This is a genomic window from Pseudomonas sp. NKUCC02_KPG, assembly GCF_019345465.1.
Taxonomy (GTDB): domain Bacteria; phylum Pseudomonadota; class Gammaproteobacteria; order Pseudomonadales; family Pseudomonadaceae; genus Aquipseudomonas.
Window position 1 is genome coordinate 245168 of the sequence record NZ_JAHKRC010000002.1, and the last position, 15072, is coordinate 260239.

At 50.6% G+C, this 15072-nt stretch carries 12 protein-coding genes and 1 pseudogene; 2 read left to right on the top strand and 11 right to left on the bottom strand.

What is annotated here, in order from left to right; genetic code table 11:
- Nucleotides 1-661: 661 nt before the first annotated feature.
- Nucleotides 662-1822, top strand: coding sequence for a hypothetical protein (locus KO536_RS04070; RefSeq protein ID WP_219261178.1), 1161 nt, complete (start codon nt 662-664; stop codon nt 1820-1822).
- 255 nt (nt 1823-2077) lie between these two features.
- Here KO536_RS04070 and KO536_RS04075 read toward each other — a convergent pair whose 3' ends face one another.
- The 7 genes and pseudogenes from KO536_RS04075 to KO536_RS04110 form a co-directional block, all read right to left on the bottom strand.
- Nucleotides 2078-2965, bottom strand: a complete 888-nt coding sequence (locus KO536_RS04075; protein ID WP_219261179.1) for a hypothetical protein — start codon at nt 2963-2965, stop codon at nt 2078-2080.
- 253 nt (nt 2966-3218) lie between these two features.
- Nucleotides 3219-4148 carry an HNH endonuclease gene (locus KO536_RS04080; RefSeq protein WP_219261180.1) on the bottom strand — a complete coding sequence of 310 codons (930 nt, stop codon included), beginning with the start codon at nt 4146-4148 and terminating at the stop codon, nt 3219-3221.
- 878 nt (nt 4149-5026) lie between these two features.
- Nucleotides 5027-5838: pseudogene (locus KO536_RS24205) on the bottom strand (integrase core domain-containing protein); the annotation flags it as partial.
- A gap of 67 nt (nt 5839-5905) precedes the next feature.
- Nucleotides 5906-6757: a hypothetical protein gene (locus tag KO536_RS04095; protein WP_219261183.1), complete on the bottom strand. Its 852-nt coding sequence runs from the start codon at nt 6755-6757 to the stop codon at nt 5906-5908.
- A 212-nt stretch (nt 6758-6969) separates the two neighbouring features.
- Nucleotides 6970-8481 (bottom strand): MBOAT family protein, encoded by a 1512-nt coding sequence (locus KO536_RS04100; protein WP_219261184.1) that lies wholly within the window; start codon nt 8479-8481, stop codon nt 6970-6972.
- A gap of 191 nt (nt 8482-8672) precedes the next feature.
- Nucleotides 8673-8999, bottom strand: a complete 327-nt coding sequence (locus tag KO536_RS04105) for a DUF2388 domain-containing protein (protein WP_219261185.1) — start codon at nt 8997-8999, stop codon at nt 8673-8675.
- A gap of 193 nt (nt 9000-9192) precedes the next feature.
- Nucleotides 9193-9795: a hypothetical protein gene (locus tag KO536_RS04110; RefSeq protein ID WP_219261186.1), complete on the bottom strand. Its 603-nt coding sequence runs from the start codon at nt 9793-9795 to the stop codon at nt 9193-9195.
- Nucleotides 9796-10271: 476 nt separating this feature from the next.
- On the opposite strand from KO536_RS04110, the gene KO536_RS04115 reads away from it, so the two are divergent.
- Nucleotides 10272-10532: a hypothetical protein gene (locus KO536_RS04115; protein WP_133077556.1), complete on the top strand. Its 261-nt coding sequence runs from the start codon at nt 10272-10274 to the stop codon at nt 10530-10532.
- Between the two features lie 70 nt (nt 10533-10602).
- On the opposite strand, the gene KO536_RS04120 is transcribed toward KO536_RS04115, so the two are convergent.
- The 4 genes from KO536_RS04120 to KO536_RS04130 form a co-directional block, all read right to left on the bottom strand.
- Complete coding sequence (locus tag KO536_RS04120; RefSeq protein ID WP_133077557.1) at nt 10603-10827, bottom strand: hypothetical protein; 225 nt, start codon at nt 10825-10827, stop codon at nt 10603-10605.
- 467 nt (nt 10828-11294) lie between these two features.
- The gene (locus KO536_RS24210) at nt 11295-11549 is read right to left on the bottom strand and encodes a helix-hairpin-helix domain-containing protein (protein WP_257622772.1); all 255 of its coding nucleotides are present in this window, start codon (nt 11547-11549) and stop codon (nt 11295-11297) included.
- Nucleotides 11550-11787: 238 nt separating this feature from the next.
- A complete protein-coding gene (locus tag KO536_RS04125; RefSeq protein WP_219261187.1) occupies nt 11788-13938 on the bottom strand; it encodes a TonB-dependent siderophore receptor in 2151 nt (716 codons plus the stop codon).
- A gap of 216 nt (nt 13939-14154) precedes the next feature.
- A complete protein-coding gene (locus tag KO536_RS04130; protein WP_133077560.1) occupies nt 14155-15057 on the bottom strand; it encodes a LysR family transcriptional regulator in 903 nt (300 codons plus the stop codon).
- Nucleotides 15058-15072: the final 15 nt, after the last annotated feature.

Sequence of the window (15072 nt, forward strand, 5' to 3'; positions counted from 1 at the left end):
CGTGATTTTCAGTCCTGCGTTGAGTACCTGACGCACTGAGAAACGTTTTTACACAACCTCGCCCGAAAGCAGACCTTCATACAGCACTGTAATTTTTTGACTGTCGGTGAAATTATCAGTCAGTAGAACGCTTTAGGAAAAGCTAAAAGATAAGATTCCGTACTGTCTTTGATCGGACGGATCGGGGGAGAGGGTTTAAGGAACACTTTCAATCAAGTCATGTTGGCTGCTTAAATTTTGCTACAGCAATACTGGTGTCAAAAGTAAGATATTGATTTATAGGGTTTTTTATCTAGATGGTTACGATCCATAATCGGGGCGATGGAGAAGCGGCGGGAGAGGGGGGGCGGGTGTGGCGCTGATGATTGGGAGCATTGGTATTTAGTAGAGAGAAGCGGGGGAGTTCATCAGGAATGAAGAGATAGACGGGTGGGAAGGTGCATCGACTTCAGGTGAGATGCGTTGCTATTTCATGACTTCCTTGTGCTCTGATAAATGAAGTCTTGAGGTGGTGGCGTTTTAATGTTATATCGCCATCAGTTTATGAAGTGGGTGGACGATAGATGTTAACGAAATCCAGTAAAGCAGACTCGACCTCGGGCTGCTTGAATTTAGCTGGGTTTGTAGGAATATGGAATATATTTGAGCAGTGAGGAACGAATTGAAATTTGCTACGGCAGTATCGAGAGTTAAAAAAATTATTGTTAGTGTTTGGAAGCGCCTTCTCTCAGGGCGGACTACAGCTCAAGTAAGTAATGAGCTTGAAGCGCGAAATTTTGTTTTCGGAAATTCTTTTGAGTATTCCAAGGTTCGAGTGGGCGATTATTTGGACGGTCGAGTCGTTGACCGAATCTATTTTAGCGGATTGAATGGGCTTGTACTCCATTCTGGTGGAGAACTAAGGTATCTGAGTCGAATAAGAACAAACAAGAATAAGGCGCTAATACAGCAGTTAGAGAGTTTGCTTTCTGAAGCTTTTATTAAGTTTCGTGGCGTTCACAGGTTTACTTTGGAAAGTCACAGAATTAGTTTGCTGGCTTTGATTTTTGGTGCGGAATCTGATGGGGTTCAGTTAACATCTGATATTTTTGAGAGTCTCGAGCGGTTTATAGATGAAAAGCCAGAAGTAGAATATGTTTTTGAGTATAGTGCGGCCTTTGTAGTGTTTTTGAACAGTAAGGGGGAAGTCGCTTATCAGGTGAAAGATGTAAAGGCACACCCAGTCAAAGCATTTACTGAGTATCAGCGATTGAAGGCATTAGGGATGTTGGTGCTACCAAAAAACAAAATTGAAAGATTCAATCATAAATTAGCGTCGGGGTTTATATCTGCGCTGAAGTCTCTCGAGGTTGATGTTGGTGAATGCTTTTCTCCTGTCCAAATGTACTTGGATAAGACCATAGGCAATGTTGCAGGGTTGTATTTGGTTTTGTCAATACTAAGTGTTTCGGGGTTGGTTTTTCTTGGGCTGTTCTTTGTTTATTTTTATTACTCTACATCTCTTACGCTGAATTTAAATATACTGCTGACAGGCATTGCCGGAGGATTGGTAGGGGCGGCGATATCTGTGCTTCAACGATCAAAGGATATAAAGGTTGCAGCATATGACTCTACTGGCCTTTTGGTGTTGCAATCAATAGTTAGGGTTGGGCTCGGTTGTTGCTTTGGTGTGATTGCGATAGTTGCTAGTAAGTCTGGCTTGTTGCTCGAGTTTTTAAGTGGTAATTATAAAAAAATGTTTTTGTTGGCTGTTGTTGCTGGTTTTAGTGAAAGGATGATTCCCGACTTTATAGAGAAGATTACTGAAGATAAGAAAGCCTGAGTTAGAGATAGGTGGGTGAGGAGGGCGGGTTTTGTATATTGCTGTGGCCCTTAGCCTAAGTAACTACAATCCATCATTGTAGTGGTCTGATGAAACGGTTCCCAATACATCTCCGGAAAGAAGGGTTTACTCGGGGGGGAACTATGGCGCTCGTAGCGGGGGATGGAAACGGGATACTCGTCATCATCGAAGGCCACAGATAACGAGTACTCAGGAGGGGGGTGTGGGCTTAGGAAAGTTGTAACTGGATATTGATTAAAATGGAATTCCTGTTAGGTGCTCGAACTCTGGGGATGATACATCTATTAGCAGAATTTTGTTGTTTGGAGCTTGGATTTTTATTTCTTTAGATGAAGCCCCTATTAGCTCTCCTATTGGTGTCCCGTTTAGGAATAGAGTCTCTCCAATCCTGAAGTTTTCTTGGTTAAAGAAATAATTTCCGTTATTGGTCCTTATTACAGGATTTGGATTCTCTCTTGAAGTTTGATTTGGTGTTCTTGAGTCGCGAGATAGTTCCATTTTGGAAATTCGAATAGATATGTCTTTTAGTGATTCAAGTATAACGCTGGTTTCGTTGGATAGCTCGACTTTGTGGGGTAGGGGAGCGGGCTTTACGCCCAATAATTGAATCATGGAATTTACGTCATTTGGGTTTGCGGCAGTCGCTAAGATAGATTTTTGAATGCGCTCTCGCTCTTTTTCGACTTCGTCAATTCGTAATGTATGGTTGTACTCAGTATATCTAAGGCCTTGGATGTCAAATATTTTCGGTGTTTTGATATCTTTTATTAAAACAGTGGGTAGGTTGAAAGCTTGGCGTACGCCAAGCTCATAAAGTACGTTAGGATTTCTGCCGCTCAGATCACATATTACTAAGTCGCTATCTAGGATCTTTCTTAAAATGTCGATTATTATATAGTTGCTGGCGGCCACAAAGTCTGCTCGATGAGGTTCAAATCCAGCGTTAATGCAGGCGGGCTTTATGAGGTGCTCGTAAACTCGTAGAAAATGCCCTGGTTCATAGTCGTCCATATCTGCAATTGGCATGATTATAAAACAACTTTTGTTTTTTGAGTTATCGTCTTTTAGTGTTGCTGTGTTCTTATCTTCTACAGTTGTCGATTCTTTTTGGCTTTTGTTCATGTTGGATCCTTGGTTCTATTCTATGAATTCTTTCCGCGCATAATTTTGAAGCGTGTAGCCTTTTGAAAGAGTATCAGAAGCCAGTATAGCGCCGCTGACGAACGATAGGTGGTAATAAAGTGGTACAAGAGGTTCCATAGCTTCCTAAGAAGCCTTTATTCGCTGAAGGTGAAAGCTTGATGCGTCCAATCCATCATCGGGCTATGTTGAAGTGGCATGATGGGGTTTCATGCAACTAGGTTTGGAATGCACATTAATCCTCGTCCATTAACTTTAGGACCTCCGGCTTACAAATTCCTCTCAACTGATAAAATGATAAATGTATATCGGGATTTCCTTGTGCGTATGCGCCAACTTGATACTCGCCAAACATAAATTCTAACCCGTATTGCCCAACTATAAATGGGGTTGATTCGATCAAGCTAGGGCTCGTTCCTCCCATAAGCGATTCACCTTCGAATCGAGGGTGCTGGTTTTTAAACTCTTCTCTGATTAGATTAGATAGTTTGTTCAAGCATTGGCTATTAATTAGCAATGAGTCTAGAGTTAAAGGGGAGAATGGTGATAAGAGGAAGTTTTGTGCTCTGGTCTCTGTGAATCCATGAGCACCTCCCAAATAGCCTTGGATTTTGTATCGAACGCTCAATACATGCTCATCTCTTCGAATAACGTCGTATCTGCCGATTAAATAGGCTCCGCGAGTGTAGCCATCATCAATCGCCTCCTTCTTGTTTCTTTCAGCTAAATCCGTGTGCCAGTTCAGTAGCTCGGTACCCCAGGCTTCTATGTTTTTTGAAGCAATAATTACGTCTGCATTACAGAAGTCAGGAAACTCAAAGTCAAAATAAATATCAGGATGGTTAATGTCGATTTTATATATGCGTCGCTTAATCTCAACGATAGGTTGGTTGAAAGCGGAGTTTCCTAAGTCGCGAATAGCTGATGCCAACATCGACTTGTATTTAATTAGTGACTTGCGATCAATCTCACCATCATGAGCCCGAGTATGGCAGTTAGGGCAGAGTGCAATAAGATTGTGGTATTCATGTTTTTTGCATGTGGCCCACGGAATAATATGGTGAAATTCTACCCTGGGATGTGGGCAGGCAGGAATTGCGCACTGATGACTAGCCTCAATCAGCAGTGCTCTTTGAATCTCCATTGGAATTGCAGGTCTAGCCACGACACTAAGTCCTTAATACTATCGAAATCCTGGTTGCATGTTACCAGAGGTGGTGATGGACGGAAGGCCTGAAATTACCATTCAATGGGTGTTTAACCTTCCTTTCGTGGTGCATTTAGACCAGCCGAAATTAGGTAGAGAAACCCCTTGGAACCCGTAAGTTGGCTACCGCCAGCTAGCGAAGGACCTTGTTCTCCAATCGAACCGGTCTTTGTTTGGTGTGGTCAGGGTTTCGACTCAATTTGAAGACAGTCAAACCATCAGTCCCAGCTTTCGCAGTTCTTTGGCCTGCTACAGCCGTCGAGAAAGGAGCGTTTTGAGTTTGTAGAGAAGCGTATTCTGTTGAAAGGACGCTGGTGGTGGCAAAAGACTGAGTGACTTTTCAAGTGACTTTGTCACTCGCGGTTTAGCACTGTTGGGCATCGTTGCAGCGAACGCCAAGCGCGAAGCCTTGAATTTAGCAGCCTGTAGAGACACAAGCTTGAATGGGGTGCTAGGGGTCGAGTGTTCGAATCACTCCGTCCCGACCATATTTTTCAATGACTTAGCCCAATCTTCACAGGTTGGGCTTTTTCATGCCTGCGAAAAAAAACCACTAAATCCCCCCCCCGATTCGTGGGCTGCTATGAATTCGTGGTTATGCCGTACTTTCTTGGTCACACCCATCTCTGAAGAGGGTGGCGGCTTCTCGATGAACGTGGCTGTTGGCTGCCGTTCATCGATGCGACTTGAACTCAGCTGCTCTGAAAATTACTCCCTCTTGGTAGTCAGGTGAGTCACATGGGAGAGTTGCATGTACAGCAGCGTTGTTTTGAGTCCGCATTTTGAGGCCTTTGTAGGTAATCCCCCCCATTTTTAGCATTCGCCATATGTAGAGGTCAGGCCACCTGGGCCAATTTCTGTTTGGGGGTTATTCCTCCAAGAGCCATATTCGGGCGCTCGTGATTGTATGTCCAGATCCAATTCGTCCCATAGTCCTGAACTTCAGCTATCGATTCAAACAAGTAATGGCCAAGCCAGTCTTAGCGTACCGTCCGGTTATAGCGTTCGACGTAAGCATTTTGCTGCTGCGGGTTCTCTGGCTGAATATTTTCCAAACGAATACCCTGTTTCTCGGCCTAGCCAGTGAGGTTGGCGCTAATAAAGTCGGGGCCATTATTACTGCGGATTTCCTGTGGTTTTCCGCACCATTCGATAACCTGATCCAATGCCCGCACTACGCGCTCAGAGGGGAGCGACAAATCAATTTTCATACTCAGGGCTTCCCGGTTGAAGTCATCAATCAGATTGAAAACCAGAAAGCTGCTTCCGTCCGCTAATTGATCGTGCATGAAGCTCATCGATCTGCACTGGTTAGTCGCCTCGGGAACGGCCAGTGCCTTAGGCTTTTTGATACGCAGATTTAGTTCCAGCTCGCGGTAAATCCGATATACCCGCTTGTGGTTGCAGCGATAGCCTCTCACGTTGATCAGGTACGTAAAGCACAAGCGAAATCCCCAGTACGCTGGTTCTACGTGGGTTGAATCAGTTTATCGGAGATCTCGGCGTTTTTTGGCACCAAACGCGGCAGTAAACGATAGCGCGAGAGGCTAACCCTGAAAGCCAGGCACGATAATTTGATGCTTCACCGACCTGAGCGAACTGCTTCCTGCGCCATCTCTCGTCGCCGCGATGTCTTCACGCAAAATTTCCTTGATCCGGTCAGGGGAAAATTCTACTTATGATGAGTACTTTTTCAGGGGGGATTACCTGACGCTTTACAATCCAGCGGGCGCGTTAGTACCCGCAACATCTTTCAGTTCAGGCTTCAGGATGTTCGCAAGGGCTTTGGTACGGGCACTTCGATAAGAACAATTTAGATGGAAGTTCGTATCAAAAAAGGCTTCAGGAGGGAAATAAAACTCCTTGGCTTCTCCTAATACGTTTACACCCGACGCCTTTACCTGATTTAACATGCTGTTAAGGGCTTGCTCATAATGGGGTTGTTGCGACTGTGAATCTGATACTGTGATAGACGGTACTATATATAAAGTCCCGCCAAGGCTGGCAATATTTTTAGCCGTTTCCTTCAGGAGTTGTAGGGCTTTTGTATTGACTTTTGAGTCTGGTGCTACTTGAAGGCTGCTTATGGCAGATGTGACGTTGCCACAGGTGTTTAACATGTCACCATATTTATTCATGTTCAGGTAGCTGTACGAGAATTGGGTGGTCGATCCACCATACTGTTCTTGATATTGCTTTAGCGCTTCTTGCGGCGATAGAATTTTCCGCAGCGGAAAGTTTTTTAGTGTTTTTTTGGCTTTGATCTTGATTTTTAAATTGTCGTACAGGCGTTGGGGGTTAACCGCTGATAAGTACTTGAGCTTTTTCAACAGGCTCATTGAATCAAAGTAATCCCTGTCCCAAGCGACGATTTGATCAATCATCCAGTCTTCCGGTGTATCGAAGTCACGAAAGTAGTAAGGCCATGCCAGGGGCATAATTACGATATCGCCAGATCTGACGTTACGCTCGGCAAAATTTGTTATCCAATCCAGCGGTAGCCCGCCATGCAATGTCATGTTGACGACAGGTCGCCCAAGCTCCTTTTCCAGTTGCGGGCTATCCATTCCGAAAACTCCACTTGAATCACCGATGAGAAGAACGCGGTGCCCCGCAGTGTTTTGGGCGGTGTTTTCCTTTAGGGATATCCAGTTCGCCACATCGTAGGAGGCCGGGATGGGTGCGCCAAGCTGGTAAACGAATGCGCAATAGTAGGCGCCGAACGCTATCACTGATGCGCCGGCCACGGATAAAGCGAAAGTTCTATATGGGTTCATGGTTAGAATTGGAAATATAAGAATGGGCTGATGACATTTGTTCCGAAGGTAGACAGTAGACTGGTGCCTATTAGCGCAACGCAAATTACCCCGGCGGTCACACTCACCATTGAACTGGTTCTCCGTCTTTCGTGATCATCTACTGTGATGTTTTTCTCTAAAAGATTCAGTATTTCGTAAGTGTTGGGGAATACCCAGATTATTACCAGTGAGACGGTCAGGTAGCCGATAAATGTATGTGCGCTCAATGTATTGAATACGGTTTCCCAAGAAACCGCATCCTGTAGGCCGGCCATTGCAGTAATGATCACCTCTGCGGAATGAATGGTGTCAGCGCGAAAGAACACCCATGCGATCACAACCAGGGTGAACGTCAGCAGCACACCGAGTGGCGCAGTCAAGGCCTTTGGCAGCACCCCGGACAGACGCATGACTGGCGGGAGCTTTTGGAACATGTGGTTTATGCATAAATACGTACCGTGCAGCGCACCCCAAACAACGAAGGTCCAGTTTGCACCATGCCACAGGCCTCCGAGCAGCATGGTCAGCGCCAGGTTGATCAGTCGGCGAGTTTCACCGTTCCGATTGCCACCGAGCGGGATGTATAGGTAGTCCCTCAGGAAATGCGACAACGTCATGTGCCAGCGGCGCCAGAACTCAATAATGTTCTGTGCCTTGTAAGGAGAGTTGAAGTTGATCGGCAGTTTAATCCCGAACAACATCGACAGGCCCACAGCCATATCGGAATAACCCGAGAAGTCAAAGTAGATTTGAATCGTGTATGCCATCGCTCCTGTCCAGGCGATCATAAAGCTAATTGCCTGCCCTGCTGCTGCGGCATGAAACACGGGGTCCGCATACACACTGATGGGGTCTGCGATTAATAGCTTTTTACTCAGGCCAACTGCAAACAGCGCGATGCCAATAGAGATGTTTTTAGATCGGATGCGGTAAATATCCGGGTCGCGAAACTGCGGCATCATCTGGCTGTGGTGCAAGATCGGGCCGGCGATCAGGTGTGGGAACCATGTGACAAACAACAGGTAGTGCCAGAAATTGTACTCCTTGGCTTTGCCTTTCCATGCATCTACCAAAAAGGCGATCTGCGTGAAGGTAAAGAAAGATATGCCGAGTGGCAGAACCAATTCCAGGGTCGGCATATGTACGCCGGTTGACCTCGCAACCTCGCTCAAGAAAAAATTGGAGTACTTGTAATAGCAGAGCAGCAACAAATTGCTGATAACCCCTAAATACAGAGCGATCTTTGCCTTGGTCCTATTGTGTTCCTGATTCTTGGCGATGATATACCCAATGGTGTAATTGAATACGATGGATGCCAGCAAAAGAGGGATATAGGTGGTGCTCCAGTAACCGTAGAAAAATACGGATGCGGCAGCTAGCCATATGGCTGCGGCCTCTTTACCGGCAATGCGTGCGAGTAAGAAAAATCCTACAAATACGATGGGCAGAAAAGCAAAAATGAACTCAAGGGAGGTGAAGAGCAAAGCTTCCACAGGTTCAAGATCGGTTAGATAGTAAGTATTTGGCGGTGGCTTCTACACGCGGTATCGGATATTTCATGGTCATGGGGAGGAGGGTTAGGTCGGCAGGAGGCCGTGGCTTTTTCATGCCCAGTGACTTTTGCGGGGGTTCACCCGGTTTTCTTCCTCAAGATCGTCAAGGCTGGCTCTTGCGAGTCATTGGGCTAGAAAGACGCCGCAATCGCCTCTGCGAGTTGCTGATCCGACATCAATGGCTGAGGGTAGCTGGCTTTGTAATACCGGGACGCCTGCTCAAACTCAGCGCCCCGAATCTCGCCATCCGAACCAATGAACGTCAGTGCGTCGCTCTTGGCGGATTTGAAGAGGTCTGGAATGCTCGCAGTTGCTGCTGTGGCTCCGGAGATGATCACGCACGGTACAACGGTGGTGATCATGAGTGCTGCCTGGAATGGGTTGTTGTTTTCGGCCGCCACTGCCTGATTGCCAGTCGACGCCACAAAGGCCAGCACCAGTATTTTCCATGACTTCATTCTTGTCTCTTCCTTGCGCACTTACGGGCACCACCAAGGGTTGCCGGAATCTTCCAACACTCCATGCTGCAATGTCTGCACTGCATTTTTGGGTCACCACCATAGCAGAGTGGTGACTCCCGGAAGCGGTCTGGCGTTTCACTTTACGCCACAGCCCTGACGAGCCGGCTGAGCCCGTCAGGCTTTGGGAGCGTTACTTGGACGCGAAGGGCACAGTCGTTTTTGGTGTCGATGAAAGCGCAGAGACAATTTCATCTGAGTTGAGTACGGCACTCAATACGTCAGTGCCGGCGGTAATGACGTTCGTTACCTCACCGCTGTTTTTCGCGTTCTTTGTAGCCAGTTGATTCCCGTGTTCATCGAACACAGAAGCCGTAATGTCGTAGTCGAACCGGGTGCGCATGTAGGCATCAATCTTCCATTCGCGCAGGGTGAGCTTCAAAAGTTTCTGCCCGGGTTTCGCGCTGGCGGCTGAATAAGCGGGCTGCGCCTTGATGGAGGATTTCTCCAGTGCGCCACGCACCGCTTCTCTGATATCGGCCGATAAAGGGTCGCCCGTCAGCGTATTGACATTGAAGGGGTTGTAATAAAGGCCCCTGATGCGCCCAACAAAGTCAGGGGCTTTTTCATCTTTGAGCACGTAAGGCCGCTCATCAATGACGTTTAATTCCACGGGCGTGTCAGAGCGTGCGTGAAGCGCGGGGCTGGATTGTCGGTAGTCGATTTTTTGGCCGAAGGCGCAGCCACCCAGAGCCGTGAAGGCGCACAGGATTGCAAGGACGCGGAGATACAGCATGAGTAAATTCCATTTTAGGGTTAAGAGAGTGATTCTACATTGCCATCATTCGGGCTCCCACCAAAAATGCTCGCGCAGGGCTGGCGCGGGTCAGGAAAACGAGTCAGGAAGGGGATAAGTCATCAAGGGTGGTTACAGGCTCTGATGCCGATGGCCACATTGCGCGGCGCTTGAATGTTCTGCATTGGAGTGGGGTCTGTCAGGTGCTACTCAGATCACACTCCGATGCGACCTCCCGTGAGGGATCGGGCAGTTACCGACAGGCTGTCGTTGGCGCTGGTTGTTCATTGAAAACCTTTATATTCAAGTGAAGCTTGATTGCGTCAATCTGCACTGTTTTCAGCAGATTTATTTGCAGGGGGGCGCCATTGGGCGAGGAGGGGAACATTACGGATAGGCGCCAGGTCGCTTATTTCGGTGTCCATAATGATCCGGGACTATAGTAAAAGCCCACTGCCTCAATAAGAGAGAGCGTTATGAAACGATCAGTGTTGTTTGTTTTAGCAGGACTGGCAGCTACTCCGGTTTTTGCTGCCGATGATTTGTGCACCATCAATCTGCAGAAGCTTTCTGACTACAAGGCCACCGCCAGCACCCTTGGACAACCGCTGCTTGGGCAGATCCACGACGCGCGGGTTGAGGCACAAAAAGCACAGGCTGAAGGCGACATACAGAAGTGCATCAGCCTCACCAATAAAGCGCTGCAGGATGTTGTGAATTCACAAAAAGGTCAGTAACCGAGGTGATCGGACGGCCATGCTGCCAAGGTCGCTGGCCGTCCACGCTTTTCGGGTGAAAACCGGAAAATCAAGCGCCTGAGTCTGCGCTGTATCGCTGTTTCAGCTCGTCTGAAATCACTTTAAGCCGAGCGACGTCTTCGTAAAGCTTCGTGATCAGCTTGAGGACCTCTATCAGTTCTGCGCCTTGATATTCCTTCACTTGGCCAAGGGCATCATCAGCGGCCTGCTCAAGCTTGGCGCCTATTATTTCGAGCTTGCGACTAAGCTCCTGATTGTGCTCGATGCGTCTCATGAGCTCTCCTGAGAATCTGTCTTACGGCAGGTCATTCTGCCGGGTTATGACCGACTCCACCGACGTTAGTCTCTCAGTGTACAGAAGGGTTCTCGGTTCGAAGACACAACTCCGCCTCCAGAACCTGCACGCGAGTCAGGATGTGTCTCTCCTTTAACGCTGAGTGCTCTTGCATTTCCTCAGGCGTGGCGTTTCTCACTGGATCGCTCAGGGCCAGGTAGCGCTCTGACTCTTCATGGGTGAGTCCCACCAAGACCTCCCTGTCGCTCAGGTCGGTGGAGAGTGAGTATATTTTTTTCAAAAACGTTCTATTGCTATCGGTAAGGTCAAGCACGCAGATGTTCACACACAGTATTGATTGAAGTCTGACCGGGCCCTTGTTTAAAAAGTTCAGAGCCCTGGCGCCAGCACGCCCTTGGGTGATTCGTGGCGCCCGGGCAGCTCAACAGGGCGGTATCCGAAGGTATCTACCGGGTTGCTTCAGGCCCTGTCGAGGCTCTGGCGAGCTCGAAAGCCGCTGTAATGGCAGCCCGGGCCTGAGGGCTGTTTTTCCAGCAAGTCGATCCTGTTGCTGCAGATGCCTGGGCCAGAATGTCACACACACTCGCCTTGCTGAGTTCAGTCAGGGACCCGATGCCCATTTGTTCAAGTCGCGTGATAACGGTGGGTCCAACGCCCTTGAGCGCTAACAAGGCGGTTCTTTCTTCCAGTGAAAATGACATCCGTAAAGTCCTTTTTGGTCAGTTCTATCCATTGCCATGGACGGTTTTGTAACAGCTGAAAAGCTCAGCGCCCGGCTCACTTCAGGGCGTAATCTCGAATTGTGAAACTCAGGCAGGGCTGCATCAAGCACTCATTGCGCTAACGCCGGATCTAAGTAGCAGAAGTTCCCCGTACAAGCTGGGGAACCGGTCAACTCATGGGCGCCATGCTCAAGCTTCATGGCGCCCGCACGTCTGATCAGAAGCTGACTTCCCCGGTCAGGCGCAGTGTGCGTCCTTCTCCCCAGGTGACTCGCCGGGTGTTGCCACCCGACGCCACGAAGTAGCTGCGATCGGTCAGGTTGCCGGCATTGAGTTGCAGCGAGGTTTCCTTGCCCAGCAGATGGCTGGATTTCCAGGATACGAAAGCGTCTACCGTGGTGTAGTCAGGCAACTCGAAAGAGTTGCTGATATCGCCCGCGCGCTTGCCCACATAGCGAGCACCGGAGCCCAGACGCAAACGTCCCGAGAAAATATCGGCCGGGACTTCGTAGGTGAGGTAGGCACCGCCTACATGACGTGCCACGTTGAACAGGCGATTGCCTTCGGTTTGCTCGGCGTCCTTCTTGATCCGGGCATCGGTGTAGGCGTAGTTGGCTATCACGCTCCACTGCGCGCTCAGGCGTCCGGTCATGCTCCATTCCAGGCCACGGGACTGCACTTCACCCGCCAGGCGCTGCACCATGTTGCCGAATTCGTCCAGCTCGCCGGTGTTCTGCTGCACGTTCTTTTTCAGGATGTCGTACAGCGCCAGCTGGCTGGTCCAGTCACCGTTGTCATACTTGAGCCCCACCTCGTACTGGCGCCCGGTCTCCGCCTTGTAAGTGCCTTCGAAGGTGGTGCCGGATTCCATCTCATTGGGTGCGAACGACTGGCTGTAGTTGGCATAGGCAGAGAGGTCATCGCGCATCTGATACACCAGCCCCAGAAAGGGCAGGAGCCTGGACTCGCCCTCGTCGGTGGTTTGCTTGAAGTCCAGGCCCGCGCCCGAGTCTATCGAGTAGTGCTGATAGCGCAGGCCCGGCGCCAGAATCCATTTTTCCCCCAGGTGAACCGTGTCTTTGACGTACAGCGACTGGCCCTTGATATGGTTTTTGCCGTTGGTGTTCGACGGGTTGACGGTGCCTGTCGGGGGCAGCAAGCCATACTGCGGGTCGGCCGGGTAGAAGCCGCCGACGTTTCGACTCTGCAGGAAATCCCCGTTGGCTTCGCGACGTGTTTCATAGTCGACACCCGTGACCAGGTCATGGTCGATACCGTACCAGGTCCTGCTGCCGATCCAGTCCAGGGACAGGTAAGCGTTCTCCCGGTTGGCGCCCACATTGCGCCGAAAACGCCGGGTCAGTTCGCCAGTGGCGGGGCGATATTCGCTGGGGTCGGCCTGGTAATCGTTGTAGTGGTCATACACCCAGCCCGTTGTCAGGCGTACCCGTGAAGCGGGATCCAGACGGTACTCGGTGGTGGTGTTGAACGACTGGCGCTGGCCTTGGGCACGGGTCCATTTTTCATCCAGGCGCTTGTCGCGGCTGCCCACGTGATGGCCGTTGTAAAACACGGCGCCCCGGTCCAGGGTGTTGCTGTAGTCGTTGTATTCATAGGCGGCGAGAAATGACAGATCGTCAGACTCGTAGGCGAGTGAGGGCGCGACCAGCCTGGACGTGTTCTGGCCAAAGTTGCGCCAGTAATTTTCGTCCCGGTTTTGCCCTATCAGTCGAAATGCAAACCCGGTATCACCCAGCGGCCCGGTCACATCGAACCAGCCATCGCCACCGCCCTGATCGCTCAGGGTGCCGCCCAGTGTGCTGTTCCACTGGTATTGCGGCTTTTTGGTGATCACGTTGATCACGCCGCCCGGTTCCTGCATGCCGTAGAGCAATGACGCCGGGCCCTTGAGCATCTCGACGCGCTCGGTGGTGACGCGCTGGAAATTGCGCCCAATGGGCATGCGCACCCCGTCGCGCAGCACGCCGCCATCGTCGGAGTTGCCGAAACCGCGCTTGATGAAACTGTCCTGCGTGCCACCGAAATTATTACTGACCACGACCCCCGGCATAAACTTGATCACGTCTTCGAGGGTTTGAGGCGCTTGATCCTTGAGCTGTTGCGGGGTCACCGTGTCCACGGTCTGTGATTGCTGCAGGAAGGCCGTTTCAGTCTTGTCTGCCGTCGAGCTGTAGCCTGCACGGTAGTCCGTGTCGTCTGCGCTGGATTGCACACCGTCGACCTGAGTACTGGGCAGTTGCAGGGGGGCGACTTCGCTCGCCAGCACTGTGCAACTGATCACCAGGCTGGTACACACACCCAGCGGCACAATGCCTGCCCGTTTGAATCCATGCTTCCTTTGCAACATCCGTAACACTCCACACCATTGACGGCAGATAACTGAATTCGCTGTCGAGCACCGGACACACGCTGGACAAGGTTCCAGGTACTCCGGGTGAAACGTCTATTACGGGCGTTTCAGACTCGTCAGTAGGGCTGAATCGTATCAGCTGGCGGGAATGTTTATCATTAACTTTTGGGTGTGGCGCACAAAAGTCGTGGGGCAGGGCAACGTGCCCGCGCATCACTCCTTGAGCGCTTGTTGCCCAAACGGCAGTAACTCGCTCATCAAGTTGAACACGGTGCTTTTGACGGCGCTGTTCAGATCCGTCCATGCCAGCCCTGTGGTTGCACGGTAGCTTCCCAGCTCCAGGGGCCTGGAAATGACGTTGGCGGGTAATGCGCGTCCGGCATTGGCGGGCAGCAAGCCAACGCCCAGCCCGGCCGACACCAGCGCGAGCATGGTGGTGAACTCGCCCAGCTCCGCCGCAATTTGCAACTGCCCGCCCTGGCGTGTGACCGCTTGCATCAGCTCATCGTAAAAGCCGGGGGCGTAACGTCTGGCCAGGATAAACACGGGCAGTTGGTCGAGGTCCGTCGGGTGCAGGGTGTCGCAGGCAACCAGCGGGTGATCGCCGGGCAGGGCAACAATAAAGGTTTCCTGCAGCACTTCGCGGGTCTGGATACCGGGGATGGCGGCTGGCAAGCGCATCAGGCCGAAATCGAGCTGGCCGTTCTTGAGTGCCACCGCCTGATCCGGGCCGGGCATGTCCTTGAGTTCCAGTTCAATACGCGGGAATCGTGCATGCAACGAGCGGATCAGTGAGGGCAGCAGCTCAGGCAGGACCGATGACACAAACCCCAAGCGTACGCGCCCGATTTCTCCGCGCCCGCAAGCCCTGGCCACATCCGCCGCATGGGCAGACTGATACAGCGTGGCCCGGGCTTCGGGCAGGAAGAGGGTGCCCACTTCTGTCAGCGTGACCGAGTGCCGGTTACGCTCGAACAGGCGCACCCCCAGCTCTTCTTCGAGCATCTTTATCTGCATGCTCAGGGCCGGTTGCACGATGGATAACCGTTGTGCAGCGCGGCCGAAGTGCAGCTCCTCTGCCAGGGTCACAAATGATCGCAGGTGTTTGATTTCCACTGAGCACTCCAGGCT

Excerpts from the sequence above, each read along its gene's own strand:
- KO536_RS04075 (WP_219261179.1), bottom strand. The coding sequence starts at position 2,965 with ATGAACAAAAGCCAAAAAGAATCGACAACTGTAGAAGATAAGAACACA.
- KO536_RS04095 (WP_219261183.1), bottom strand. The coding sequence starts at position 6,757 with ATGGATAGCCCGCAACTGGAAAAGGAGCTTGGGCGACCTGTCGTCAAC.
- KO536_RS04105 (WP_219261185.1), bottom strand. The coding sequence starts at position 8,999 with ATGAAGTCATGGAAAATACTGGTGCTGGCCTTTGTGGCGTCGACTGGC.
- KO536_RS04110 (WP_219261186.1), bottom strand. The coding sequence starts at position 9,795 with ATGCTGTATCTCCGCGTCCTTGCAATCCTGTGCGCCTTCACGGCTCTG.
- KO536_RS04115 (WP_133077556.1), top strand. The coding sequence starts at position 10,272 with ATGAAACGATCAGTGTTGTTTGTTTTAGCAGGACTGGCAGCTACTCCG.
- KO536_RS04120 (WP_133077557.1), bottom strand. The coding sequence starts at position 10,827 with ATGAGACGCATCGAGCACAATCAGGAGCTTAGTCGCAAGCTCGAAATA.
- KO536_RS24210 (WP_257622772.1), bottom strand. The coding sequence starts at position 11,549 with ATGTCATTTTCACTGGAAGAAAGAACCGCCTTGTTAGCGCTCAAGGGC.
- KO536_RS04125 (WP_219261187.1), bottom strand. The coding sequence starts at position 13,938 with ATGTTGCAAAGGAAGCATGGATTCAAACGGGCAGGCATTGTGCCGCTG.